Source organism: Sphingobacterium sp. LZ11T8, from assembly GCF_024261425.1.
GTDB lineage: Bacteria > Bacteroidota > Bacteroidia > Sphingobacteriales > Sphingobacteriaceae > Sphingobacterium.
Genome location: NZ_JANBZY010000006.1, coordinates 1 through 23,208, shown reverse-complemented (window position 1 = coordinate 23,208; position 23,208 = coordinate 1). Strand labels below are relative to the sequence as shown.

Annotated in this window: 24 protein-coding genes, 1 tRNA gene and 1 pseudogene; 9 read left to right on the top strand and 17 right to left on the bottom strand. The window is 41.4% G+C overall.

Annotated elements, in window-relative coordinates; translation table 11 throughout:
- Window positions 1-13: 13 nt before the first annotated feature.
- Window positions 14-2,473, bottom strand: a complete 2,460-nt coding sequence (locus NLF99_RS14470; RefSeq protein WP_254529127.1) for a glycoside hydrolase family 31 protein — start codon at window positions 2,471-2,473, stop codon at window positions 14-16.
- Window positions 2,474-2,740: 267 nt separating this feature from the next.
- On the opposite strand from NLF99_RS14470, the gene queA reads away from it, so the two are divergent.
- Window positions 2,741-3,790, top strand: coding sequence for a tRNA preQ1(34) S-adenosylmethionine ribosyltransferase-isomerase QueA (gene queA, locus NLF99_RS14465; protein WP_185211659.1), 1,050 nt, complete (start codon window positions 2,741-2,743; stop codon window positions 3,788-3,790).
- 95 nt (window positions 3,791-3,885) lie between these two features.
- Complete coding sequence (locus tag NLF99_RS14460) at window positions 3,886-4,578, top strand: 2-C-methyl-D-erythritol 4-phosphate cytidylyltransferase (protein WP_254529126.1); 693 nt, start codon at window positions 3,886-3,888, stop codon at window positions 4,576-4,578.
- Here NLF99_RS14460 and NLF99_RS14455 read toward each other — a convergent pair.
- The 9 genes from NLF99_RS14455 to NLF99_RS14415 form a co-directional block, all read right to left on the bottom strand.
- The gene (locus tag NLF99_RS14455; protein ID WP_139185413.1) at window positions 4,575-4,727 is read right to left on the bottom strand and encodes a lmo0937 family membrane protein; all 153 of its coding nucleotides are present in this window, start codon (window positions 4,725-4,727) and stop codon (window positions 4,575-4,577) included. The two genes, NLF99_RS14460 and NLF99_RS14455, sit on opposite strands and share 4 nt — an antisense overlap.
- A gap of 103 nt (window positions 4,728-4,830) precedes the next feature.
- The gene (locus NLF99_RS14450; RefSeq protein WP_254529125.1) at window positions 4,831-5,598 is read right to left on the bottom strand and encodes an MBL fold metallo-hydrolase; all 768 of its coding nucleotides are present in this window, start codon (window positions 5,596-5,598) and stop codon (window positions 4,831-4,833) included.
- Window positions 5,595-5,867: a hypothetical protein gene (locus NLF99_RS14445; protein WP_254529124.1), complete on the bottom strand. Its 273-nt coding sequence runs from the start codon at window positions 5,865-5,867 to the stop codon at window positions 5,595-5,597. The genes NLF99_RS14450 and NLF99_RS14445 overlap by 4 nt, the downstream gene beginning before the upstream one ends.
- Window positions 5,868-5,908: 41 nt before the next feature.
- Window positions 5,909-6,919, bottom strand: coding sequence for a glycosyltransferase (locus NLF99_RS14440; RefSeq protein ID WP_185217082.1), 1,011 nt, complete (start codon window positions 6,917-6,919; stop codon window positions 5,909-5,911).
- A gap of 1 nt (window position 6,920) precedes the next feature.
- On the bottom strand, window positions 6,921-7,871 hold the full coding sequence (locus tag NLF99_RS14435; protein WP_254529123.1) for a glycosyltransferase family 2 protein: 951 nt from the start codon (window positions 7,869-7,871) through the stop codon (window positions 6,921-6,923).
- A gap of 64 nt (window positions 7,872-7,935) precedes the next feature.
- Window positions 7,936-8,565, bottom strand: coding sequence for a DUF4199 domain-containing protein (locus tag NLF99_RS14430; protein ID WP_185211653.1), 630 nt, complete (start codon window positions 8,563-8,565; stop codon window positions 7,936-7,938).
- A gap of 3 nt (window positions 8,566-8,568) precedes the next feature.
- Window positions 8,569-9,237: a hypothetical protein gene (locus NLF99_RS14425; protein ID WP_254529121.1), complete on the bottom strand. Its 669-nt coding sequence runs from the start codon at window positions 9,235-9,237 to the stop codon at window positions 8,569-8,571.
- Between the two features lie 7 nt (window positions 9,238-9,244).
- The gene (locus tag NLF99_RS14420) at window positions 9,245-10,510 is read right to left on the bottom strand and encodes a dihydroorotase family protein (RefSeq protein WP_254529119.1); all 1,266 of its coding nucleotides are present in this window, start codon (window positions 10,508-10,510) and stop codon (window positions 9,245-9,247) included.
- Between the two features lie 270 nt (window positions 10,511-10,780).
- Window positions 10,781-11,353, bottom strand: a complete 573-nt coding sequence (locus NLF99_RS14415; RefSeq protein ID WP_254529117.1) for a UbiX family flavin prenyltransferase — start codon at window positions 11,351-11,353, stop codon at window positions 10,781-10,783.
- Window positions 11,354-11,777: 424 nt separating this feature from the next.
- Between NLF99_RS14415 and NLF99_RS14410 the strand changes: the two genes are divergently transcribed.
- Window positions 11,778-12,428, top strand: a complete 651-nt coding sequence (locus NLF99_RS14410; protein ID WP_185217087.1) for an ankyrin repeat domain-containing protein — start codon at window positions 11,778-11,780, stop codon at window positions 12,426-12,428.
- Here the strand turns inward: NLF99_RS14410 and NLF99_RS14405 are convergent.
- Both NLF99_RS14405 and ribD read right to left on the bottom strand, forming a co-directional pair.
- The gene (locus NLF99_RS14405; RefSeq protein ID WP_254529116.1) at window positions 12,425-13,711 is read right to left on the bottom strand and encodes a DUF2851 family protein; all 1,287 of its coding nucleotides are present in this window, start codon (window positions 13,709-13,711) and stop codon (window positions 12,425-12,427) included. The two genes, NLF99_RS14410 and NLF99_RS14405, sit on opposite strands and share 4 nt — an antisense overlap.
- A gap of 125 nt (window positions 13,712-13,836) precedes the next feature.
- A complete protein-coding gene (ribD, locus tag NLF99_RS14400) occupies window positions 13,837-14,880 on the bottom strand; it encodes a bifunctional diaminohydroxyphosphoribosylaminopyrimidine deaminase/5-amino-6-(5-phosphoribosylamino)uracil reductase RibD (RefSeq protein WP_254529115.1) in 1,044 nt (347 codons plus the stop codon).
- A gap of 407 nt (window positions 14,881-15,287) precedes the next feature.
- Between ribD and prmC the strand changes: the two genes are divergently transcribed.
- Both prmC and NLF99_RS14390 read left to right on the top strand, forming a co-directional pair.
- Window positions 15,288-16,145, top strand: a complete 858-nt coding sequence (prmC, locus tag NLF99_RS14395) for a peptide chain release factor N(5)-glutamine methyltransferase (protein WP_254529114.1) — start codon at window positions 15,288-15,290, stop codon at window positions 16,143-16,145.
- Between the two features lie 538 nt (window positions 16,146-16,683).
- Window positions 16,684-16,756, top strand: a tRNA-Lys gene (locus NLF99_RS14390).
- 739 nt (window positions 16,757-17,495) lie between these two features.
- Here the strand turns inward: NLF99_RS14390 and NLF99_RS14385 are convergent.
- Window positions 17,496-18,293: pseudogene (locus NLF99_RS14385) on the bottom strand (recombinase family protein); the annotation flags it as partial.
- 26 nt (window positions 18,294-18,319) lie between these two features.
- A complete protein-coding gene (locus NLF99_RS14380) occupies window positions 18,320-18,481 on the bottom strand; it encodes a hypothetical protein (protein WP_185211645.1) in 162 nt (53 codons plus the stop codon).
- A 489-nt stretch (window positions 18,482-18,970) separates the two neighbouring features.
- On the opposite strand from NLF99_RS14380, the gene NLF99_RS14375 reads away from it, so the two are divergent.
- The 3 genes from NLF99_RS14375 (at window position 18,971) to NLF99_RS14365 (ending at window position 21,209) form a co-directional block, all read left to right on the top strand.
- Entirely contained in the window at window positions 18,971-19,504 is a 534-nt protein-coding gene (locus tag NLF99_RS14375; protein WP_149913579.1) for an antirestriction protein ArdA, read from the top strand.
- A gap of 365 nt (window positions 19,505-19,869) precedes the next feature.
- On the top strand, window positions 19,870-20,235 hold the full coding sequence (locus tag NLF99_RS14370; protein WP_149913538.1) for a TIR domain-containing protein: 366 nt from the start codon (window positions 19,870-19,872) through the stop codon (window positions 20,233-20,235).
- Complete coding sequence (locus NLF99_RS14365; RefSeq protein WP_149913537.1) at window positions 20,235-21,209, top strand: caspase family protein; 975 nt, start codon at window positions 20,235-20,237, stop codon at window positions 21,207-21,209. Before NLF99_RS14370 ends, NLF99_RS14365 begins: the two co-directional genes overlap by 1 nt.
- A 28-nt stretch (window positions 21,210-21,237) precedes the next feature.
- On the opposite strand, the gene NLF99_RS14360 is transcribed toward NLF99_RS14365, so the two are convergent.
- From NLF99_RS14360 to NLF99_RS14350, 3 genes are all read right to left on the bottom strand, one after another.
- On the bottom strand, window positions 21,238-21,681 hold the full coding sequence (locus NLF99_RS14360; protein ID WP_149913536.1) for a response regulator transcription factor: 444 nt from the start codon (window positions 21,679-21,681) through the stop codon (window positions 21,238-21,240).
- A gap of 355 nt (window positions 21,682-22,036) precedes the next feature.
- Window positions 22,037-22,315 (bottom strand): hypothetical protein, encoded by a 279-nt coding sequence (locus tag NLF99_RS14355; protein WP_045756378.1) that lies wholly within the window; start codon window positions 22,313-22,315, stop codon window positions 22,037-22,039.
- 103 nt (window positions 22,316-22,418) lie between these two features.
- Window positions 22,419-22,823 carry a DUF3872 domain-containing protein gene (locus tag NLF99_RS14350; protein WP_308214544.1) on the bottom strand — a complete coding sequence of 135 codons (405 nt, stop codon included), beginning with the start codon at window positions 22,821-22,823 and terminating at the stop codon, window positions 22,419-22,421.
- Between the two features lie 99 nt (window positions 22,824-22,922).
- Between NLF99_RS14350 and NLF99_RS14345 the strand changes: the two genes are divergently transcribed.
- Window positions 22,923-23,208 (top strand): transposase (locus tag NLF99_RS14345; protein WP_254529111.1); only part of this gene is annotated, 286 nt, incomplete at its 3' end.

The window sequence follows — 23,208 nt, the reverse complement described above, 5'->3', positions numbered from 1 at the left end:
AGGTTTTAGCTAGTTATTGAATATTTACTTTTTTAAAATCTCGCTCTAATTTAATAAAACTGTTTCCCTGCTCATCTTTCTGCAGAGCGGTTTTGACCCCGTCCACCGTGATCTGTTTTGGCTCAAATGGCAAACCGATCAGGTACAGATGGAAATCGCTGTAATACGGAGTGTACAACCCTTCCTCACCTTGAATCACGCTGACCTGCTTGGTATCACAGCTTGCAATAAAATTCTTCTCCACATAGACCCCTTGTTCATAGGCAAAGGTTTCGCCATGATCGGAATATAGGTAGGATGCATGTTCACCTTCGGAATAGTACAGGTTCAATCGCAATGACTCCACCCTGCGCTCTCCTGTAAATTGCATCACAGGATATTCAGGGATAATCGATCCACCACGGACAAAGAATGGCATCTCATCCAATGGCGTATCAATGGTATATTCCTGACCACCTTCATAGAAACTGTTGTCAAAATAATAATACCAGGTTCCTTCAGGCAAATAAACAATTTTGTTCTGTTGACCAGGATGAAGGACTGGCGAAACCAACAATTGATTTCCAAAACCAAACTCCTCCTCACGGACCATATTTTTGGCCTTTTCCTGTTCCATCAAGGCAACTGGTCTTAAGATAGGTTCACCATATTTATGTTGCAACCAAAAAGTTGAATAGATATAGGGTAACAACTTGTATCTCAATTCAATAAACTTCTTACAGATCGCTTCCCATTCTGGTCCGAAGCTCCAAGGCTCCCGATCGCGGGTATCACCTGCCGAGTGGACACGCATAAATGGAGAGAACACCCCAAACTGCATCCAACGTGTGTACAGTTCACCATCTGGCTCACCGGTAAATCCACCGATATCGGTTCCACAGAAAGAAAGTCCAGAAACCGAAAGACGCTGTAACTGTAAGGTTCCGATGCGCAAATGCTCCCAAGTAGCGATATTGTCACCCGTCCATACCGATGAGTACCGCTGCGTACCGGCATAGGCCGCACGGGTAATGGTAAACGGACGTTTGTTTTTATATAATTTCTTCAGGCCGTCGTAAGTCGCGCGGACCATCTGCATACCATATACGTTATGCGCTTTACGGTGCGAACCACGATGTCCTTCAAATTGATGCCTAACATCATTCGGGAAAGTCCCTCTACCAAATACAGCGGGCTCATTCATGTCGTTCCAGAAACCTGCAACGCCATCATCGACCAAACCTTTGTATAGTGTTCCCCACCATGTCCGTACCTCCGGATTTGTGAAATCAGGGAATTGACACCTTCCTGGCCATACAAACCCTTCCATGAAGTAATCATCCCCCCGGCGGCAGAAATAGTTGTTCTCCTGACCTTGCTTGAAAACCCAATAGCTATCATCCACCTTGATTCCCGGATCGATCATCACCACCGTTTTAAATCCATTGGCATTGAGGTCCGAAATCATCTTTTTAGGATCTGGAAAATAGCGCTTGTTCCAAGTAAAACAACGGTATCCATCCATATAGTCGATATCCAAATAGATAGCGTCACAAGGAATTTCACGCTTTCTGAACTCATAGGCAACTTCACGAACCTTATTCTCTGGGTAATAGCTCCACCTACATTGATGGTAGCCCAAGCCCCACATTGGAGGCATATAATGGGTGCCGGTGAGTTTATGATAACGCTTTACCACGTCCATCATTTTTGGACCTTGGATATAATAGTATAGCAGTTCTCCACCCTCAGACCAAAAACTGGTTTGGTCCTGATGTTCTGCAGCGAAGTCAAAATAAGTCTTGAAGGTATTGTCGAAGAAGATACCATAGGCCTGACCTTCGGTTACACCCATATAGAACGGGATCGTCTTATAGAGTGGATCCTGATTGAAGGCATAGGAATAGGTATCCGAATTCCAGTTCTTCACCCTTCTCCCTCTCAGGTTCAGGTTGGTAGCTTTATCGCCCAGTCCAAAGAAAGCTTCATCAGCAGCAGCTTCTTTAGAACAATAGACATAATAACCACCAAAATCTACATTCTCTTCCCAGTGCATTGGCGAATGGTCTTTGTTCAAGACCTTCTCGTTCGTATCCGCAAAGGAAATGGTAAAATCCGATTTACGGATCAAGCATATCGTAGAGTTCGTTTTTACTTTGTAATAATCGGCATCTTCCAAAAGTTCATAACTCACGTAGTTATCTTCCTTGAAACTGATGGCATAAGAGAAATCGACCAAGAAAGAACCTTCAGGTGCCAATCGCACGCGGATGATATCCTCTGAAAAAACTTTCACTTCCACTTTCGATCGCCCATCCGAAAAATAAAACGCGTTTCGGTCTTGCGTATAGCCTTTAACAGCAGTTAAATAAAGCTTTTCTATATTGGGAAGGTCGAGAACTGGATTATTAACGTGATGGATTCCATCGTCTAGTGTGTCAGGGTTAGGTATTAAATCATTTGCAAAATCGCCCTTCTTTGTTGTATCTGTCATAAAAAATTAATCTAAATAGGTAATAGACAGTGTAAATGTCAGTTTTAAATTACAATATATTTTATAGAAATCAATGTTATTAAATAAATTCGGTTGAACATGTACTAAAATGTACAGTCATAGCTACATGGTTTTACCCGATATTATCATTAAATTGTTGTAATACAAGAAAAAGGGTATAATTAGCTTTTAATTTCGTAATTTTGTAAGCCTTTTTAAAATCTAGCCCCAGTAAGGCTAGAGGGCATAATACATCAGTAGAATAACATGAAATTATCTCAATTCAACTTTAATCTTCCAGAGTCATTGCTAGCATCTGAGCCTTCAGAACAAAGAGATGAATCTCGTTTAATGGTTTTACACCGCGATAGTGGAAAAATCGAACACAAGATCTTCAAAGATGTTCTGGATTATTTTGATGATAAAGATGTCATGATCTTGAACAACACAAAGGTTTTCCCTGCTCGTATGTATGGTAATAAAGAAAAGACTGGAGCGACTATCGAAGTATTCTTGTTGAGGGAACTGAACAAAGAATTACGCCTTTGGGACGTTTTGGTTGATCCTGCTCGTAAAATCCGTGTTGGTAACAAATTGTATTTCGGAGATGACGATCTTTTGGTTGCCGAAGTAGTAGACAATACCACTTCCCGTGGCCGTACCATCCGTTTCCTTTTTGATGGTACTGACGAAGAGTTCCGTAAGAACATCGAGATCTTAGGCGAAACTCCTCTTCCTAAATACATCAAAAGAAAAGCAACTCCTGAAGATAAATTCCGCTACCAAACTATCTACGCTAAAAACGAAGGTGCCGTTGCAGCGCCAACCGCTGGATTGCACTTCTCCCGCGAATTGATGAAACGCTTAGAACTTAAGGGCGTAGATTTCGCTGAAGTAACCCTTCACGTAGGTCTTGGCACTTTCCGTACGGTTGAAGTTGAAGATTTAACGAAACATAAAATGGATTCCGAGCAGTATATCATTTCTGAGGAAGCTGCTCGCATCGTTAATAAGGGTATCGATAACAAACGCAAGATCTGTGCAGTAGGTACAACATCCATGCGCGCTATCGAATCCTCAGTATCTGCCGACAAACATTTGAAAGCAGCAAATGACTGGACTTCAAAGTTCATCTATCCTCCTTATGATTTCAGCATCGCCAACTCGATGATCACCAATTTCCATACTCCACAATCTACCCTTTTGGTTATGATTGCAGCTTTCGCAGGATATGAAAATGTAATGAATGCATACGAAGTTGCCGTAAAAGAGAAATACCGTTTCTATAGCTATGGAGACGCTATGTTGATTATTTAATAATTTACTCCTTAAATAAGAAAAACGCAGGTCAATGACCTGCGTTTTTTATTCCTTTTTATTTACTTTGCTTTATTAAACGCTATATCGAAGCTATGTCTACCCATTTTGTCATCATCGTTGCTGCCGGAACAGGCTCTAGGCTTGGAGGAAATCTCCCAAAGCAATTTCTTCTGTTGGATGGAAAACCCATCCTCATGCATACCCTGGAGAAATTCGCCTCTTCACAGACCAAGCCCGAAATTATCCTCGTTCTTTCCGAACAGATGTTTGGTCTTTGGGATGAACTCTGCAGAGAATTTGATTTCAACATCCCGCATCAGGTGACTCAAGGTGGAAACACGAGATTCCAGAGCGTAAAAAATGGTATTGAATTTATTAAGGGAAGTGCCCAACTGGGGTTAGAATCTAAAATTGGGGTTCACGATGGCGCTAGACCATTGTTGAGCGGCAAATTGATCGATGAGTTATATACGACCTGTAACTTGGATAGACCTGCGGTAATCCCTGCTGTACAGAGTACAAATTCTGTAAGGATGGGGATGCAGGAACAAAGCCATGCAGTGGATAGGCAGATGGTCTGGTTGGTACAGACGCCACAACTGTTTATGGGCAAACTACTGATCGAAGCCTATGAACAGCCTGAGGAAAGCTTTTTTACAGATGACGCATCTGTTGTAGAAAAGTTGAGCAATAACTTATACCTGCTCCCCGGTGATCAACAGAACCTGAAGATTACCTTTGAAGAAGACATAGCCATTGCTCAACTGTTATTTAATAAAATTTAAGCGTTGCCTCTGATTATTCTCAATAAGATCACAATAATGGCAATAACCAATAAAATGTGAATAATACCGCCAGTAGCATAACCTCCAAAGAAGCTAATTGCCCAAATGATGACGAGAATAACCGCGATTAAATACAAAATATTTCCCATAGTAGTTAAAATTTGTGTTTTGTAAAATAGTTTATTCAATGATTCAATTTTCATTAGGATAAACAAGTCATTCAAACAAATTGTTTTAAACAGACATATTTTTTTACAATAAATCAATAACTAACTGATCGTAAGACACATAAATTCCATCCGGCAACATAGTTTCTATCTCCACGTGCTTTCCAAAACGATGTGAAATATGGGTAAGGTAGGTTTTTTGGGGTTGTATCCGATTGGAAACTTCAATAGCTTCCTCCAAAGTCAAATGGGAAATATGAGGTTCACGTTGCAAGGCATTGATCACCAAAACCTCCACTCCTTCCAATAATTTAAAGGATTCTTCTGAAATAGTCTTGGCATCGGTGATATAGGCAAAATTATCGACCCTAAATCCCAGAACAGGCATCTTATAGTGCATCACCTCCACTGGCAGGATTGATTTTCCGTACAGCTCAAAAGCCTGTCCGGCAAAGATTTCCTCAAGCTCCAGCTGAGGCACTCCGGGGTATTTATAATCACTGAAGGCATAGTAAAACTCCTTCCTCAAGGCATCATGGGTCGCCTTATTGGAATAGATCGGAATAGATTGCTGCTGTTGGTAATTAAAGGCACGGACATCATCCAAACCTGCAATATGGTCTTTATGGGAATGCGTCATTAATACGGCATCCAGGCGCTTGACTTCCTGGCGTAACATCTGGTACCTAAAGTCAGGTCCTGTATCCACAATGACCGAATAGCCATTGTATTCCAGCAATATCGAAGAACGTAGGCGATTATCTCGCTTATCCTCCGAATGGCAGACTTCACATGGACATGCAATAACCGGAACTCCCTGCGAGGTTCCTGTACCTAAAAATGTTACTCTCAAAACGTAATTTTTGTCTTTTTTATTTGCTGATAAAAAGTCTTTAATTTTTCTTGGATCAAGCTCTCATCCACTTCCATGGTTTCCAAGATTTGCAATAGGGAAACCACTTTCATGTCCACGGTCGAGAACTTGTTTACCACGACCACCCTGGCGTTCTGCAGAACACATGCACCGGTTCGGAACGATCCCTTCTCATAGCGCAGTTTATAGCCAAGATCACTGAACAGGGTTTCTAATTTATCTAAACTTCCTTGAGTTAATGAAATCATAGTATCTCCTCATCACAATTTAATAAAGCATCAGGAATTTATCAATTCTTTGAAGCCTTTTTATTCGTAATAAATTTTTGGGCATATTGGCTTAGGAATCCAGACCCATACGCTATCAATTGCGTATAAGCTGCAATCACCGACAAGAAGGCAACCTTCAGGCTCTTGGTACTGACCAAGGCATGTAGAAACAGCAATATGGTATAGATCGCTAGAAAAGAATTGCCTATCAGGCCCAGGATATGTAAAAAATAGATCTCGTCCATGGTCAACAGGTTGATGACATCGATCATGAGCAAGAAAGCCAAGCCCAACACAAATACGGCAGGCAGGGCATGAACAGGCTTCAATTCCTTCGGGTAAAGACAGTAAATATCGATCCTTCCCTTTCCAAAATTATAGGTCTGCTTATAGAATTGAGCAAAGCTCGTCCTTCGTTTATGGTAAACAAAAGCATCTGGAATCAAACCAACCTTAAAGCCGGAATTGATCATCCGGATACTGAATTCGATATCCTCTGAGCGACGGGAAAGCTTAAATCCCCCAGTTTTCTCCCAAACGGCACGGCTGATCCCTAGATTGAAACTTCTGGGATGAAACTGTCCGACATGCTTTTTATTGCCACGGATACCGCCTGTGGTAAACGGACTGGTCATCGAATAGCTGATCGCTTTCTGTATGGCCGTAAAAGAAGAATGTGCTGCATCTGGACCACCAAATGCATCCAGTTTATCTTTTTCAATCCCTTCGATTACCTTGAGCAGATAATCTTCTGGAACAATGATATCAGAATCAAAAACAATGAAGAAATCTCCTTTTGCTCTTTCAAAACCATAGTTCCGAGCAAATCCCTGACCTTCATTTTCCTTAAAGAAATACTGTATATCCAGTCTGTCTTTGAACTTATCTACAATATGTTCCGCATTATTTTTGGATCCATCCTCCACAATGATCACTTCAAATTCCTTGTAGGTTTGGTCCAACAAAGAACTGAGCATTTCCTTGATCTCAACCGGTCTGTTATAGAGAGGAACGATGATGGAAAAAAACATATTAGATGACTTCGTCTACATGATATTTATTCCTATCGGAACCATTGCGCGATACCAGCTCGGCAACAAATCCAGTCAGGAATAACTGTGATCCAATGATGATGGCCACCAATGCCAAAAAGAACAATGGCTGGTCGGTCACATTTCTATAAACGGTACCATTGGCGATGCTCATCAGCTTTTCGCAGATCAACCAGATGGTAATGAAAAATCCCAGTAAGAAACTGATAACGCCTAAAGGTCCAAAGAAGTGCATGGGCCTCTTGGCGAACTTTCCTACAAAGAATATGGACATCAAATCCAGAAATCCCTTTACAAAGCGTCCCGGACCAAATTTGGTCGTACCATATTTTCGGGGATAGTGCTGAACGACCTGCTCCTGTATATTGCTAAAACCAGCCCATTTGGCCAGTACAGGAATATAGCGGTGCATCTCACCGTAAACCTCTATGCTCTTTACCACATCCTTCTTATAGGCTTTCAGCCCACAGTTGAAGTCATGCAGGTTGTCTATACCCGACATACTGCGCGTAGCAGAGTTGAACAACTTGGTAGGAATGGTCTTTGTCAATGGATCATACCGCTTTTTCTTCCAACCTGAAACCAGGTCAGCATCTTGGTTCATGATCCGGTCATAAAGCTCTGGAATCTCATCAGGACTATCTTGAAGGTCAGCATCCATCGTAATGACCACATCGCCTTCCGCCGCTGCAAAACCAACGTTAAGCGCCGCCGATTTCCCATAGTTCCTCCTGAAACGTATACCGATAACATTCTCATTCGCCTTTTTCAGGTTCTTGATCACCTTCCAAGAACTATCCTTACTGCCATCGTCAACCATAACGATTTCGTAAGTGAAATTATTGGCATCCATAACGCGCTTAATCCAAGCCGTCAATTCAGGAAGTGATTCTTCCTCGTTGTATAAAGGTATTACTACTGAAATGTCCATAATGAATAAAGAACAAAGGTATCATTTTTGGATGATACCTTTATCATATAAACGTTAGCGTTTGTTAAGCGTTATTATCGTTGTTATCTGTGTTTTGCCAAGGATGTGCTTCATCCGAACTGCTTGCAGGTTTGAACATGGGTTTCTCTTTTTTGAAGATTGCCGCAAAAATCAAGGCCAATACAAAGTAAAGCAATAAGGAAACCGCCAATCCCTTCAGGATCTGCCCGATCGACAAGGAACCTAAGGCTTCCTTCTGCTGATCCAACATCTCCAAGGTAGCATCAATCTGCTCATCAGGCATATTATTGGCTTCCATCATCTCAATGGTCAGGTTCTGCGTGTTTTCAATAGCTTCTACCTGTAAGCTTGGATAAACCATATTGAATATATTGATACCGATAAGACCTATGGCAGCCGTAATGGCCAACATAATAAAGATATTCTTCAGGGCCGTAGAAAAATCCCAATACCCACCGTTAGCTTTTCTCAATTTCAGGATAAAGAATACTGCAATCGCAAGGAAAACCGCATAACTAACGAAGATATTGATGACCGATGAAGTAACGATCGATGTAGCTGATTTCGAAAAATAAAGGGAAATAATGGAAAGAACAAAGGATATCACTCCCAAGATGACGCCATTGATCACGGCTTGTTTCCTTACATTATTTGTAGCGTTGATTGAATCCATAATTTATGAGTTGTAGTTTATGATTAATTGCAGTAGGGCTTGGTCTAATGCCTTATTCGGAGCTGCCTGCGCATATTCCTCCAACTGTCCTGCATTTGGTTTCTGTTCGTTGAAGAAAGAAATCAAAGGATAGAATAAATCAACCAATTCATCATCCTCAGAAAGCCCTTTGGCCACTTTTGCGATTTCATTATAGTCGCTATCGATCAAGATCTGGTTGGCAATTACCTTTTCGTAAATCCTGTATTCATCCTGAAATTCATCTTCTTCAACCAAAAGGAACTCCTTCAAGAAATCATCCAACGAAGGCTCAACCTCGTCATCTTCACATTCTTTCAGGTATAATAGAATATTCAACAGTTCTGAGCCACGATCAAGAGTTTCCTCCTCGATCGCTTCCCATTCTTCTGAATCGAGATAGTCCTCTTCCAATTTCTGGACATCCTCTGCAAAGAAGTTGATCATCAACAGGTCAAAACTATATTCGCGCAGTTCTTCAAAGCGTTGATTGTCATCAAAAACAGCATCCATGGCCTCTACCTTATCCATAAATGGAGCATCTAATTCAAATGCGGAAGCTAAGCCCGGAAGGATATCCTGTCCATCAATCTGCTCTACCTTAGCATAATTATTTACAGCAGCCTCTAAGGCATTCTTTACTTTAGTATCCATATGTTATTTAATTGATGTGCAACTTATTATTGTTAATTACAGCTAATACCTGACCTGTTAATTCTTGACCGAACAACGGGCTGTTTGCTGATTTTGATCTATTGGTCTTACTATCAAATATCCATTTTTTCGATGGACTAAACAACACCAAATTTGCCTCTGCTCCTTCTGCGATCACAGGAACTTCCTGTCCTAAGATTTTCCTAGGGTTAACCGCTAATTTCTCTACAATCTGCTCGGCGGACAAACCTGCCTTCAGTAACAATGGCAAGACGGTCTGTGCCGCAATGATTCCATTTTTCGCAATCTGGAATTCCACCTGCTTGAATTCGATCTCCTGTGGAGTATGCTGTGATACCACCGCATCGATCACGCCATCTTTCAATCCTTTGATCAGGGCTTTTCCATCTTTCTTGGTACGCAATGGAGGGCTTACTTTATAATTGCTATCAAAACCCTTAACGTCCTCATCTGTAAAGACCAAGTTATGTGCAGCGACATCGCAGGTCACCTTAATCCCTTTACTCTTAGCTTTTTTGATCAGGTCAACTGCTTCTTCCGTAGAGATGGTACTGAAGTGGATTGGCGCCTCATTATACTCCGCTAGGAAAAGATCCCTAGAGATCATAACGGATTCCGCTAGGTTAGGGATACCTTTCATGCCAAGGTAGGTACTCACTTCACCTTCATTCATTTTACTGTCCGCGGCGATGGAGTCATCCTCCGGAAATGCCATGATCAATCCATCAAAACCTTTTGCATAAAGCAAGGCACGGGACATCAGACCCGCCTGCTGTATACTGTGCGTACCATCACTGTAGGCTACGGCACCTGTGACTTTCATATCATATAGTTCAGCCAATTCATTGCCTTCGCGTTTCTTGCTGACCGTCCCTACCGGAAAAACGTCCACAAGGTTTCCTTTGGCAGCATTGACGATCAAGGCTACTTCCGAACGGCTGTGGATTGGCGGATTGGTATTCGGCTGTACGGCCACTGCCGTAAATCCTCCTGCTGCCGAAGCTGCAGTTCCCGTCTGAAGGTCCTCCTTCGTTTCGTAACCCGGTTCACCGAAATTAACGTTGAGGTCAAAAAATCCTACAGAAAGAAATGAATCCTTCCCGTCAATCACCTGAAGCTTATTGTCGTCCGACTTGATCTTCTTGGCAATCTGTTCGATCTTGCCATTTTTCACAAGTACGTCTACAGTAGACAAATGCAGCGGATGTCCTGCCGAAACCAAAGTCGCAGAATTAATTAATATTGTAGCCATGAATTGAATTGAAAATCAAAAAATTGTGCTGAATGCTGTTGTTTAAGTTGTGGGAACCAGCTAGCCTTCCAAAGGTTCTTTTCCAATGAGCATTTTCAAAAACCTTCTTCAAGTATAAAAACTCCTTATTCGAAGATATTAACAGCTGTTTCATTAAAAAACAAAAGTACAAAATTCAATGAATACTGTTACAAAAACTTTTAGGAATCCTTGTATATCCCATTATTCGCAAAATACCTGCTGTCCCTATCTATAAAAGGATCAATGAAATTATTCACTCCAACGAAAGGTCTTTAAACCGCTCAGATCAAATCCTGCGATATCCAGGGCACGGTCTACAACGGTTGCGGCCAATTCTTCAAAGGTTTGTGGACGGCTGTAAAACGATGGGGAAGCTGGACAGATAATTCCACCCGCCTGGGTAATCAGGGCCATATTCTGGATATGTATGCTGCTCAACGGGGTTTCTCGAGTAAGCAAAATGAGCTTTCTCCTTTCCTTCAGGATCACATCGGCCGCTCGGGTCGTCAGATCCGAGGAAATCCCATGTGCAATCCTTGCCATGGTCCCCATAGAACAGGGAACGACAAACATGCAGTCGTACTTTGCCGAACCAGAAGCAAAGGGCGCCATAAAATCACTCTTCTGATAGGTCGGAAAATCATAATCTTTGTAACTATCGTTGTCCAGTTCAAACTTCCAAACGTCCTTGGCGTTGTCCGACATAACGATCCCTACAGCTTCGATCTGCTCTGAAAGCTGCTGCAGCTTGTCTAACAGCACTTTCGCATAGATGGATCCGGATGCTCCGGTAATGGCTACAACAATTTTTCTTTTGCTCATGTTACAAATCTATGAAACTTCCTCCACAGTACCTGCAAAACCCTTTTATAGTTAATAATTAGCCGTTTCAACAAATCCCATTAAGTCAAAAAATACCTAATTGGAAACTAAATTTGAGCCCTAAAGAAAAAAAGGGTCGAATTAGATTAATTCGACCCTACATCTACCTATGAAAAACATGCCCTTGGGGAGGGCATTACAAAAGTAAAAAAATCAACAGAAAAGTTATAAGACAAGGTGGTAGATTTCCTATTTTGTAGACAATCAGCTACAAAAATTAAATAGTGTTCGTACCCAAACAAAAAAAATTGTATAGATTACATTTATTAACCTAAAATATTTTATAGCAAAACATAGAAATTTAGGGCCCAAGTAACTTTATTTTAACTTTTTTTTGTTTATTTCGTAACGCAAAATAAGGACTATGAGTTTGACAGTACTGGAAGAATATATTGAGACCGGAAACTACCAAGATTTAGATTTATTACTGAGCCAAAACCCCGACCTTGTCAAGGAAAACACCAGCCATGACATTTCAGCACTGCTTTTGGCCTGTTATTACCAAAAAAGCCAGATCGTGCAGGTCATCCTCAAATATATCAAGAGCATCACCATACACGAAGCCTGTGCCGCTGGCCTGACCGAACAGGTACAGTTTATGGTTGACCAAAAACCTGATGTCATCAACGAACTCTCCTCCCATGGCTTTTACCCGCTAGGCATAGCTTCCCACTTTGGAAAAGAGGATATCGTTCGCATCTTATTGCGAAACGGTGCTAATCCCAATTCATCCTCCCAAAATGGATATCAGGTCTTCCCTATCCACTCGGCATTAAGTAACGGACAGAACAATATTGCCAAAATGCTGATCGAAGCCGGTGCTGAAGTCAATGTGCTGCAATCCTCCAGGATCAGCCCTCTGCACTTGGCCGCCCAACAGGGTAATATCGATATGATCATCATTCTATTGGAACATGGCGCCAATATCGCCATCCGTAACGATTTCGGGCATACTGCATCCGATATGGCTGCAGAAAAAGGATTCCCTGAAATTGCTGAGATCCTAAAAGCTTAATCCTTTCGGATAATCGATACCCCAATACCACATTCCAGACATCGCTTGGAATTGCAATAGGCCGACCTTAAATGTAACACGGCCTGGGTCTCCAGTGCATTGAACAGGTCCAAGCCAAATCCCATATAACGTCGGCAAACGGAATTGACCTCCGGCTTCAGCTGCTCCAACCATTGCAAGGCGCGATCCATATACTGCTGGTTCCCTATGTACTTCCCATAGGAAAATAAAATGGGCACAAAGCTATTGATCGCCAAGAGATGGAAAAACTGCTCGGAAATCCGGGTATTGTGCCTGACCGATTCTTTCTCCAGATGAAAGTGCGTATTCCAAAACTCTGGAATCTCCAATTGCTGACAATATCCTTTTAATTCATCCAAACTGTTCGCTTCCACGATCAGGGAAAACCAAGAGGCAAAGCGACAGTACATCGCTGCAAGCTGGGCCAATTTAATCGTCGGAAAATTATAGGGTCGCATGCGCATAAACTTCCATTGAAAGGCGGAAAGTTCAATTAACTTCTGGGTTTTCTTCAGATAGCCATAATTGGCCTGAAGCTTTAAGATATAGGGATCACCCCCCTTATAGGACTTCAAGAACCCCGCCTGCCCAAAAAACAAGGCCTGTATATTCTCGGGGCTATTCTTCATCTTTTGGATCAATTTCAAGGACAGGATCTGGCTCAGGTCCTGAAAGGATTGCTTGTTGACCTTCATTCCAAACGCACCTGCCAACATTCCCAAACATACCCTTTCCCAATCCCCTCTATAGCTGTTGAGCATCATGACCACGATCTTATAGCGATGCTCCAATCGCTCAATCCCCATTCGGTTCAAGACCTGGATCTTCTGATAGTCTGGCACCTGATCCATTCCATAGCTACAGGGCAACCAGTGATTATTCTGCAAGAGTTTCTCAATTTTCTGTAATAGGGATTCCTCAACGATAGGCTTCAATTCCAAACAGGGAATGAGGGTTCCATCCTCTAGGAAACAGTCCAAGCCGGCTTCCCAGACCACATGCAGCACCACTGCATTATAAGCCTTGTTCTTTTGATGTCCATGTTGGTTCCAATCATTGGGGTCTACATGGATTTCAACATGTCCATGCCAGTCCTGGCCATTTATACGAAGATGGGCAAGAAGAAAGTCTGGTCCAGCATCGGTATTATAGTTGCCCATTTGAACAACCTCAATCTCATCTCCATTCGTACAACAAAGATCAAATGGAGCAAAAAGTCGATAACGCCAAATAAAGTATAGGATATGCTCGGATATACGCATAGCTAAATATAATATATTTAACTTTCAATTACGTATTTTAATTTTAAAAACAAGTTTATAAAATAGTGAATTAAGCCTCCCAATAGATTGAGGGCAAGCTTTGCTAGGAAAAATTATGATTCGATTTATTTTGGAAGGTAAATTTTCAATAGATCTGAACCTACTTTTATTTCTTCCCTCATGTCTCCAATTAATTTTGGAGCCTCGATGCCTTCAGACCATGATTCGGCTCCTACAAATATGCGGGCTTCATCCCAAAGTCCTGCCTGAATAAACAGGTCAAGCGTCTTTCTACCTCCTTCAACGATAATGGACTGTACATCCATTAAATACAGCTGATAAAGGATTTGCTGTGGAAGGTACAGGTCAAAATTCTCCAGTTCTATATATTTCCGGTTACCCTGCCAATCGGTTTTCTGAGCATTGAAAATTATGGTTTCCGCTGCATCGTCAAAAATTGAAAGACTTTCCGGAAGTTCAAGATTTTTGTCGATCAATATGCGCTTCGGGTTCCGTCCTTCCCAGTCCCGAACCGTCAAGCTTGGATTGTCAAGCTCTGCCGTTCTTTTGCCGACCAGGATCGCATCTTCCTCCGAACGCCATTTATGCACCAATTGCTTACTTGCCTGATTGCTGATCCAGCGCTGCCCCGATACAGGTGCAAAATAACCATTGGCCGTTTCTGCCCATTTCAGGATTACGTAAGGACGGAACTCTTTCAGTTTTGTAAAGAACCTGCGGTTCACCCACTTAGCCTCATCCTCCAAAACCCCTACTTCAGTGCTAATCCCCGCATCCTCCAACTTTTTCAGGCCCAAACCATTTACCTTTGCAAAGGGATCCAAACAAGCGATCACAGCTTCCTTGAAACCCATGTCCACGATCATGTCCGCACAGGGCGGTGTCTTCCCAAAATGCGCACAGGGCTCCAAGCTCACATAGATCGTGCTCTCCGAAAACAGCTCCCTTGCCTTCGCCTCTCCGACCTGATCGATCACTGATCGAACCGCGTTCACCTCCGCATGGGGACCTCCATAAGGCGACGTATAACCCTCTCCAATAATTTCTCCATTGTGGACAATCACTGCCCCCACCATCGGATTCGGACTGGTCTTGCCTGCCCCCAAGACAGCCAATTCCAAACATCGCTTCATGTATTGATTATGCATGTTTCAAAGGTAGTGAAATAGATTTGAGTATGGAGATTGGTGGATTGAGAAAAACCTTCCGGATGGACTATGACCATGATCTTATATTTGGCCAGAATAATTCACAGGTTCGTAGGAGCTGCTCGTCTATGCCAACTTGTTTGAACCAGGATTAAAAGGATAAGAGGATAGACCAAGATCAGGGAATGAACCAGGATGGAAAAGATGAGAGGATAGGCCAAGATCATAACCTATATTTCGCCAGCTTAACGCACATAAACTGTTGGGGTGTATGCGATACACCCCAACAGTTTGTGTGAGATTCTTGCCGAGGGTATGTTGTCTTGTGTCTATTGTCTGATGTCTAAAAAACTTGTGGCGAGCTGTCAAGAGCAGCTCGCCACAAGTTTTTTTCCTACCTTTGCTGTATGGATTCTATAGGCAGCTTAAGGCAAAAATTTGTGTCGGATTTATCGTCGATTTATGATCAGGATGAGGCACTGAGCCTGTTTCAGATTGCTGCCGAACATTTGCTGGGTTACAGCAGGATCCAACTTAGCATGAAGTTGCAAGATAAGCTCTCGGAGGATCAGGAGACCAACTTCAATTTGCTCCTGCAACAGCTTCAGACCGGCAGACCTATCCAACAGATTATTGGAAGGGCTCCTTTTTATGGAATGGAGTTTATCGTGTCGGAGGATACCTTAATCCCCAGACCTGAGACGGAGGAACTCGTACAGCTGATTATCTCCGAAAACAAGCGCAAATCCGATCTTGATATAATCGATATCGGCACAGGGACTGGCTGTATTGCGATCAGCTTGAAAAAAGGTCTTGCTGAATCCCATGTGTCCGCAGTGGACATCTCCCCAGAGGCCATTGCCATTGCTAAACAGAATGCTCAACAAAATGATTGCCCTGTTGATTTCCGTTGTTTGGACATCCTGGAATGGAACCTGGTCTTTGATCAGGAGCAATATGACATCATTGTCAGCAACCCGCCCTACATCACCCATGACGAGAAAAGGGATATGCACCGCAATGTACTGCATTTCGAGCCGCACACGGCTTTATTTGTGGAAGACTCAGCCCCATTATTGTTTTACGACCATATCGCTTCATTCGCCCTAAAACACCTCAAAAAAGAAGGAACCCTCTATTTCGAGATCAACCAATACCTTTCCGAAGAAACCAAGGAACTTCTGATCAAGAAAGGATTTGCTAAAGTTGATATTCTCCATGACATCAACTCAGTTCCCAGAATGATCAGGGCAAGCTATTTTTAAGGCAATTTCTAAGTTCAAGGATTATTAACCTTTACAAAGTATCCTATTTTCCCTAAGAGTTTCTACCTTTAGACCATAGGCACTGTTTTCATTAAATTCGATACCAGCATTGCCTCCCTCCTTGCTTAGATCAAAATTTTAACAATCGTTTTTGATTTCAGATGTACATGGCTTTGGTCTCATTCGAGACATATTCGGAATTTCGCAATATGGCCCGAACATGGGTAAAACAATTCCCGAATGCAACGCCCTAATAATTTCAGCCCCCACTTATTTCAATTTTTTAATGAATATGGAAAAACAGATCCCCTTTTGCTGTCCGGCAAAATGGTTGTTTCTGCAAGTTTTTGGGTAAAAATTGAACAGAAACCACTTCAGTATATATCTAAGCCAATATTTTTATTCATTTTTTCAAACTGAAAAACAGCGACTTATTTGATTAAGGACAAATTTAAGTTCAAAAGATTTGGCACATATTAAGGATTTTTCTACCTTTGCATCACTTCAAACAACGAAGGGTTCTCGATAAAAGAACAACGATTCCGTAGCTCAGCTGGTAGAGCAATACACTTTTAATGTATGGGTCCTGGGTTCGAATCCCAGCGGGATCACCTCTTGGGACAAGTCTAAAAAAGAAAGACTTGTCCCATTTTTTTTGTCTTGTAACTTGCTGTTATTCTGATAGATAAGTGCAATCGCAGAATTTAGCCTCGGAGTTCGATGTTGTGTTCCGTCAAATTCCAAAAAATCGGGGAACATCGAACTCACTATAAGCCTTTTTTCCTCAATATCGCCGTTTTCATAGCGTCTATCAATGTTTGCGACCTTTTTTAAGGTGGATGCTACCAAGTCTTTTATCTCCGTTCCGACTACTGCCAAGTCGTTTAATCTCCGTTCCAAAGCCTCAATCTTTCCTTTGGTCAATTTCTTTACTTCTTGGAAATCGTCATCTGCCATTTCTCCATCGGCATTCTTTAAAAGAGCATTTTGATAGCGTTTGTTCAACGCATCAATCTCACCTATGATATTTGCCCGTTCGGTATTTTGGGCTTTGGTCTTGTTATTGAAGTCTTTTATAAAGGCTTCGATAAAAACATCGACCATACCCTCTTTTGGTGATAGATGCCGTAACTGTTTTAAGAAAGCCTCATTGGCGGTTTCGGCTTTGAAACGTACTCCGCAGGAGGAAGTGCAATGATAATAGTAATAGTAATTGCCCATCTTGCCCTTTGAGGCACTTCCTGTGAGCATCCTATTACAATTAGGATTAGGGCATTTAATAAACCCTCTAAGCGGTAGATTGTCCATAGCCACGATTTTAGGCTTTACAACCCTCTTTCTCCCATCGAGTATATCCTGTACATCCGCAAATGTCTTTTCGCTGATTAATGGCTCATGCTGTCCTTTGACAAAATATCCCTTTTCCTCTTTGTAGGGAGGAATGAATATTTTGCCACAGTACAAGGGGTTTCGGACGGCTACCCAAAAGTTATTTTTGCTGAACCGACCTTTTCCATCGGCTTTCTCCCGAACCATTTTCCATATCTGTTCCGTATTGAAGTTATTGGAAACGATTTGCTCAAACGCCCATTTTAATATGGGTGCTTCAAAGTCATGCGGTGCTATGAATTTCTTTTTGCCCTCTGTTATCTTATTGACATATCCCAATGGAGCAGTACCCATATACCGCCCCTCTTTTTTCGCCCTGCGCATTCCGTGAAAAACATTTAATGCACGCCTGTCGTTCTCAACTTCCGGTGAAGCAAGATAGAACGCAAGCATAATTTTATTTTCGGGAATGGTAAGGTCTAAGGGCTGTTCTATCGCAACAGGCTCAACGCCATGTGTCCGTAACTGGTTAATCATTTGATACGCATCTCCTGCATTTCTACTGAACCTATCCCATTTGGTAAATAATATTATCGACCCCGCTTTGTTGTTTTTTGTTTTACGCAGGTTGGATAAATATTTCTGCCACTCTGGACGTTTGAAAGATTTTGCCGAATGGTCTTCTATGTACACATCCCTTACCGAAATACCTTTTATCTCACAATATTTTCTTAATCGGTCTTCTTGGTCACGTTGCGAATATCCCTTGTCCGCTTGCTCGTCTGTCGATACACGTATGTATAAATCTGCCTTTCTCATCACAACAGTTTTCCTTGTTCATTAGGTTATAGTTTTCCTCTTAGATACTGGTTAACTGCAATGTCAGCTATCTTCTTGACAAACTCCAAGATGGTTTTTGCTTCCTCTAAATTGACCTCTGTTCCTTTCTTTTTCAAGATTTGTACAACTCTTTCGGGTGTTAAATCGTTCGCTTTTTCTTTATCCATCTTCAACTGTTTTTTGCCTGTTAACCACACGGATTAATCCGCACAGACAAACTTATCATACTGATGGAGTGGATATTGGATTGTGTCTTTGGGTTGAATTATTTGGCATAGTCTGCCTGTTTAGAACCATTTCGGCAATGCTATCCCCATTTCTTCCACGTTTGGTTATACCTAAAAAGCGGGTATGCCTGTTGTTCACGTTTCATGGAGCAAAGGTTGGACGTGTTCTTAACGGAGGCAAAAGGTCATGCAAGTTTGAAAAAAAATCTCCACCCGTTGGGTAGTATTTGTTTTCCAAAACCTTGTGCATCCTAAACACTAACCTAAACTGCTCTCGAAACGAAACACAGCATACTCCGGCTCTTTACACGAATAAAAAAAATGTCAGGCATGAGGAATATAAGCATTGGAAATGGTATTGAAACAAAACAACAGCACCACCTCTCATTGCCGAATAAATCAAAAAAATTAATTCAAAACAGTAAAGAAATGACACATCAAATAAACACATCGGAAGCAAGGGTATATGTCGGCACATACGCAAAATATAATGACGGTTCAATCTTCGGGGAATGGCTAACGCTATCCGACTATGCGGACAAAGACGAATTTTACGACGCTTGCAGGGAGTTGCACGATGACGAGGAAGACCCCGAATTTATGTTTCAAGATTACGAGAACATCCCAAACGGCTTAATCGGCGAATGTTGGATAAGCGATAGCATATTTGAGGTTTTGGAGGCTTTGGAAGATATGGACGAAACCCGAAAAGAGGCATTTCTAATATGGTGTGACAATGGACACCGTAAGTTGTCCGAGGGGGATATTGACGACCTAATGAGCGACTTTGACGATGACTATATAGGGGAATACAAGGACGAGGAAGATTTTGCCTATGAACAGGTAGAGCAAATGGACTTGCCCGAATTTGCAAAAACGTACTTCGATTATGAGGCTTATGCCCGTGACCTGTTTAGCGGTGACTATTGGAGCGATAGCGGTCATGTATTTTATAATTCTTGAATTTTCGGGAACGGTGCGCCGTTCCCATTTTTATTAAAATCCGGTGGGCAAAAAGATAGATCCTTTCGATGGTCGGGACCGTCTTTTTGCGGAAAGCGGAACAACCCCTTTGTTAAATGCTTCCGCTCCGCAGTTTCTTACCTGCATTTTCCAAATAGGTTGTATAGAGCATAGCCTACTTTCTTTCATGAGTTGAGACGGAAAAGAAAGTAGCAAAGAAACCATAAGATTATAAATTAGTTCGAATTAGAGACGGAGAGGACGTTTTTATTTATTAAATTTGTTGTAAAATAAACCATAGTGTAAGCCACAAGCTAATCTCGCTATTTTTAAAAAATGGAGTGTTATAAAAAAATTAGTCATTTATGAAGAAAGTTGTATTTATCGCATTTGCTATTGAAGACAAAACACAAAGAGATTTTTTGAAAGGACAATCTCTTTTAACACATTCACCTTTCGAATATATTGATATGTCTGTGAAAGAACCTTATAGTGAAGATTGGAAATCCAGAGTTAGAACGAGAATTAGACGTTCCGATGGTATAATTGTTTTAGTTAGCAAGAATTCTTTATCGTCATCAGGACAAAAGTGGGAAATTCAATGTGCTAAGGAAGAGAGAAAAAAAATTCTTGGGGTTTGGGCGTACTCAAATGACCGAACCGAAATCGCAGGTATAACTACGAAAGTTTGGACTTGGGACAATATTAAAAATTTCATTGATTCCTTATAATGAAAATTGCATTAATTATCGGAATAAATCACTATCCAAATGGAGGCGATTTATATGGTTGTGTTAATGATGCCTACTCAGTCAAAGGCATTTTAGAAAGAAATTTTGATGGCTCAGTAAACTTTGATTGTAAATTGCTCACAGCTTCAAATGAGAGAGAATCCCTTGATAGAGGTCAGCTTAAAGATGCTATTAGCCAGCTGTTTAACACTAAATCAGAAGTAGCCTTGCTTTATTTTGCTGGTCATGGGCATATTGAAACAACAGGTGGCTATTTGTTAGGAAGTGATGCAAAAAGAGGTGATGATGGAGTTTCTTTAAACGATATTTTAGTTTTAGCTAACGATTCACCAGCAACCAACAAAGTTATTATATTAGATAGTTGTCATTCGGGTATTGCCGGAAATCCACCTAATATAAAAGATAGTGCTTTAATTAATGAGGGAATAACTATTTTAACAGCCTCAACCTCCGACCAATATGCATCAGAACAAAACGGTAGTGGCGTTTTTACAACATTATTAGTTGACGCCCTAAACGGTAGTGCCTCTAATATTTTAGGAGATATAACGCCAGGAAGTGTTTATGCTCATATTGACCAATCCTTGGGGGCATGGGAGCAACGACCTATCTTCAAAACAAATGTACGGAACTTTATATCTTTAAGAAAAGCGTCACCCTCAATAGAATTGGACGACTTACGAATGATAAAAGATTTATTTCCCGTAGCCGGATTTGAATTTAATCTTGACCCTTCCTTTGAACCGGAAATGAAAGGACGAGATAAAGGTATGCCCGACCCAATTGAAGAAAACACCAAGATATTTGCTGTTCTACAAAAATATAATAGACTTAATTTACTTAAACCAGTAGGCGCTCAACATATGTGGAATGTCGCAATGGAAAGTAAATCTTGCAAATTGACAGCATTGGGAGAACATTATAGGAAACTTGCGGAAAACAATAGAATATAAAATTAGAAGTTTTGATTAGCAAAGAAACCTAAGATTGTGATTGATTTTTAAAATATTCCATTGCTATCCCACTAATCCCAACACTGAAATATTTTTTGTTTTCGCTCAATGCTTTAACGGCGGTTAGCATTTCATCGGGGTCTGCAAATTTCAGAATATATCCCGAAACACCTGCCTTTAGCATATCCGTTACGCTTTCGGTGTCGTCTTCCGTACTGGAAATTAGGACTTTCAAATCGGGATGCTTTTCGAGTAAAAGTTTAGCCGTGGCAAAATCTTCCTCAATGAGACAGACATCGGGTAATCTGTTATTCTCTTTTAGTTTTTGTAGGGCATCCTGCCCGTTACCTGTTTGGAACAATACTGTATAGCCCGAATTTTCAAGTTGCTTTACGGGCATCTCCCGAAGATGTGCATGGCTATCTATGACCGCTACACAGACTTTTTTTTTGTTTTCTTTTCCAGTAACCATAATATCTGTTTTTAAAAGTAGCGACCTGCAATAAAAAAGCGTAGGCAACTACACTTATCGACATTAAGGCACTGGTACGCCTCTCTCCGAATAAGCGAGCGCCCACGCCATAGCATGAGCGTTCTTACTTATTTGTCTCGGAGAATTGTTTAAAATTACCAGTTTTAAATGTCGAGACTTAAAGCAAAAACACTTTAAGATTTTTATATTTTCTAATAGCAAAGATAACAATGTGGATTTTCTTATACAACAGCCATCCGCCTTTTCAATTTGGGTTTAACATGGGAAGATTGTAAAAGAAAAACGGTACAGACCGTAAAGACCTGTACCGTTCCCTAAAACTAAATATCGTTACTTATCGTGGGTTCTGTATCTCCGTGTTTTGGGATGCTTTTTCTTTTGCCTTTTTCTGTCTCGAATAACTCCACAAGAACAGCACACCGAATATAATCAAAGCATAAGCTATCCATTTGCCCAAACGTTCAGAAGTTTTAATAATAACCGACTTTTCATAGGATGAAAAGCCTTCCGCTCCGGTCGGGCTACGCCTGTAAAACTTCCTGCGGTTAATCCAGTAACGGAGACCTAATCCCAAAACCAGTGCTATTATGCCTAAAACCAGTGATGCACCCATAACGATAGCTATTATAATTCGACACTTTGAATTTACGAAAAAGCACCGAATGGCAGGCTTAAAAATGAAAAAAAACTGCCCAACGTGCAGGTTTTTTCTGTCTTTAATCACGGCTGTTAAACTGGAAACTTATTTGCTTTTCGTTCCCGAAGTTGTCCGAAATCCAAATATCAAACGCCTGTGATACGGTGGATTGCGAGGTGTAATACAACCTAAATTGTGTCTGTGGCAACAGGTACACGTCATTGGGCATATACGGCGGTTCACTGTAATAGCGCAATGCTCCCTGTCCGTCAAACTGGAAATAGCGGATGTAGTAACTTGCATCACTGAAATTTCCGCTTCGCTGTATCGTTACCCTTATTTCTACGGTTTGACCATTTGACACATCCTTTGGAACAGGCATTACCTGTACCTCAAACAGGTAATTTTGTTGTATGTCGAGGTCGTCTTTTTCACACGAGGTCAGTACCACGGCGCAGACCAACATCGCCAAGAGCATGAACATTGCCTGCAAATGTAGCCCGTACTTTCTGATTAATATTTTCTGATTCTCCGCAAACACACCTAATATTTTTAGTATATTAGCGCTCAAAAAGCAGGGATTATGAACATATTCAGTTTTACGGCTCATTTCGGTTCGGAGGAAGATTGTCGTTTGCATTTCAAGGAGCAGCGTGATAAGGAAGGGGTTGTCTGCAAGCGATGCGGGGGCACTTCCCATTATTGGTTACAGGGTAAATGGAGTTATGAATGCAAAGGTTGCCGTTTCCGCACCTCGTTGCGCAGCGGTACGATCATGGAGAGCTCCAAGCTGCCGTTTCTGGTGTGGTACAAAACGATGTTCCTGATGAGTTGCACAAAAAAGGGATTCTCCACCAACGAACTCCAGA

What these genes read in the sequence shown, in the direction of transcription:
- NLF99_RS14470 (WP_254529127.1), bottom strand. Translation starts at nt 2,473, where the DNA reads ATGACAGATACAACAAAGAAGGGCGATTTTGCAAATGATTTAATACCT.
- queA (WP_185211659.1), top strand. Translation starts at nt 2,741, where the DNA reads ATGAAATTATCTCAATTCAACTTTAATCTTCCAGAGTCATTGCTAGCA.
- NLF99_RS14460 (WP_254529126.1), top strand. Translation starts at nt 3,886, where the DNA reads ATGTCTACCCATTTTGTCATCATCGTTGCTGCCGGAACAGGCTCTAGG.
- NLF99_RS14455 (WP_139185413.1), bottom strand. Translation starts at nt 4,727, where the DNA reads ATGGGAAATATTTTGTATTTAATCGCGGTTATTCTCGTCATCATTTGG.
- NLF99_RS14445 (WP_254529124.1), bottom strand. Translation starts at nt 5,867, where the DNA reads ATGATTTCATTAACTCAAGGAAGTTTAGATAAATTAGAAACCCTGTTC.
- NLF99_RS14440 (WP_185217082.1), bottom strand. Translation starts at nt 6,919, where the DNA reads ATGTTTTTTTCCATCATCGTTCCTCTCTATAACAGACCGGTTGAGATC.
- NLF99_RS14435 (WP_254529123.1), bottom strand. Translation starts at nt 7,871, where the DNA reads ATGGACATTTCAGTAGTAATACCTTTATACAACGAGGAAGAATCACTT.
- NLF99_RS14430 (WP_185211653.1), bottom strand. Translation starts at nt 8,565, where the DNA reads ATGGATTCAATCAACGCTACAAATAATGTAAGGAAACAAGCCGTGATC.
- NLF99_RS14425 (WP_254529121.1), bottom strand. Translation starts at nt 9,237, where the DNA reads ATGGATACTAAAGTAAAGAATGCCTTAGAGGCTGCTGTAAATAATTAT.
- NLF99_RS14420 (WP_254529119.1), bottom strand. Translation starts at nt 10,510, where the DNA reads ATGGCTACAATATTAATTAATTCTGCGACTTTGGTTTCGGCAGGACAT.
- NLF99_RS14415 (WP_254529117.1), bottom strand. Translation starts at nt 11,353, where the DNA reads ATGAGCAAAAGAAAAATTGTTGTAGCCATTACCGGAGCATCCGGATCC.
- NLF99_RS14410 (WP_185217087.1), top strand. Translation starts at nt 11,778, where the DNA reads ATGAGTTTGACAGTACTGGAAGAATATATTGAGACCGGAAACTACCAA.
- NLF99_RS14405 (WP_254529116.1), bottom strand. Translation starts at nt 13,711, where the DNA reads ATGCGTATATCCGAGCATATCCTATACTTTATTTGGCGTTATCGACTT.
- ribD (WP_254529115.1), bottom strand. Translation starts at nt 14,880, where the DNA reads ATGCATAATCAATACATGAAGCGATGTTTGGAATTGGCTGTCTTGGGG.
- prmC (WP_254529114.1), top strand. Translation starts at nt 15,288, where the DNA reads ATGGATTCTATAGGCAGCTTAAGGCAAAAATTTGTGTCGGATTTATCG.
- NLF99_RS14380 (WP_185211645.1), bottom strand. Translation starts at nt 18,481, where the DNA reads ATGGATAAAGAAAAAGCGAACGATTTAACACCCGAAAGAGTTGTACAA.
- NLF99_RS14375 (WP_149913579.1), top strand. Translation starts at nt 18,971, where the DNA reads ATGACACATCAAATAAACACATCGGAAGCAAGGGTATATGTCGGCACA.
- NLF99_RS14370 (WP_149913538.1), top strand. Translation starts at nt 19,870, where the DNA reads ATGAAGAAAGTTGTATTTATCGCATTTGCTATTGAAGACAAAACACAA.
- NLF99_RS14365 (WP_149913537.1), top strand. Translation starts at nt 20,235, where the DNA reads ATGAAAATTGCATTAATTATCGGAATAAATCACTATCCAAATGGAGGC.
- NLF99_RS14360 (WP_149913536.1), bottom strand. Translation starts at nt 21,681, where the DNA reads ATGGTTACTGGAAAAGAAAACAAAAAAAAAGTCTGTGTAGCGGTCATA.
- NLF99_RS14355 (WP_045756378.1), bottom strand. Translation starts at nt 22,315, where the DNA reads ATGGGTGCATCACTGGTTTTAGGCATAATAGCACTGGTTTTGGGATTA.
- NLF99_RS14350 (WP_308214544.1), bottom strand. Translation starts at nt 22,823, where the DNA reads ATGTTCATGCTCTTGGCGATGTTGGTCTGCGCCGTGGTACTGACCTCG.